The organism is Candidatus Obscuribacterales bacterium (assembly GCA_036703605.1).
GTDB lineage: Bacteria > Cyanobacteriota > Cyanobacteriia > RECH01 > RECH01 > RECH01.
Genome location: DATNRH010001207.1, coordinates 1 through 1,118, shown reverse-complemented (window position 1 = coordinate 1,118; position 1,118 = coordinate 1). Strand labels below are relative to the sequence as shown.

At 51.6% G+C, this 1,118-nt stretch carries 1 protein-coding gene; it reads left to right on the top strand.

The window, feature by feature from the left end:
- Window positions 1-612, top strand: a 612-nt coding sequence (locus V6D20_25005; GenBank protein ID HEY9819041.1) for a hypothetical protein, incomplete at its 5' end; no start/stop codon positions are given.
- Window positions 613-1,118 lie beyond the last annotated feature (506 nt).

Below are 1,118 nucleotides of genomic sequence, written 5' to 3'. Positions count from 1 at the left end.
CCTTTCACTGTTGATATGAACATGACCAACACCATGTCCACTGGACTCTTCTACAACCTTGGAGGTGTTGATGTGCAACTCGATCTGCTGTCCGACTCCGCCATCGACCCTGCCGTCGCTGTTGAGGGTACCTGTGAGAGCATTGACTGTAATGACGATTGCGGCGAGACCGGTGCCACTCTCCGTGACGCCTGCTTCACGCACGACTATGTTATGGGTGCCAACTACTACTTGATGTTCACCTTCTTTGGAACCCCCAACTACCCTGCCTTTGGTGTCATCTGCAACAACCAGACCCAGGTGACTTGCGAGACCAATGAGTTTCCCACTGATCAGTACGGATGCGTTTCCAACAGCGAGTGCGCCACCGATAGCCCCAGCACTCCCTACTGCGTTCTCAGCGATGACGGTTCCAGTTCCTCTTGCTCTCAGTGCCGTACCGATTCCGAATGCTACTCCACTGAGCCCACCTGCGACACTACGATGGGTCGATGTGTATTTTCATGCGATGGTGACGATGATTGCCCAGTCGACGAATATTGCAGTGACGAAGGCTGGTGCGTTGGAGCTTCTACTATGGGAACCGCTCTTGCTTTCCTCGCTTTGCTATAGAGCTTGTGGTACTTCTACATGTCACTGCAAGCTTGAGCTGGATGGATAAGCAATTCTGCGACAAGCATCATAATCATAAATGAATTAGCAGTGGGATATCATACTTAGGCTCTTGAAACTCTTGATTCGCTCGATAAACCTTGTTGGGCATCCCAGCTGGGAGTGCCCAAACTTGACAGGTGTGACACGGCGGGATAGGGACGCAACCCTCAAGGTCAGCCTGTTGGTGGTATGTTTTCCACAGCCTCCTGAGTCCTGAAACCTTCACCGCTAAGCTAGTTGGACGTGTACTCTAAAAGCATTCACATTGCCAATCGCCACGGTCCCCGCGTTTCTTCGGAGTACCAAGTATGTCGCTGCAAGTTGTAGGCACAGCCTTGGTTATCGTCCTCAGGGTGTAACGCAAGGCCAAAGACGAGAAACCCAACTACGTAGCTTCCACTGTCTCTCACATTCTCCCAATGTTTACGAGATGACAATGGCGCTGCGTTCAGCTTGGTAAGGTC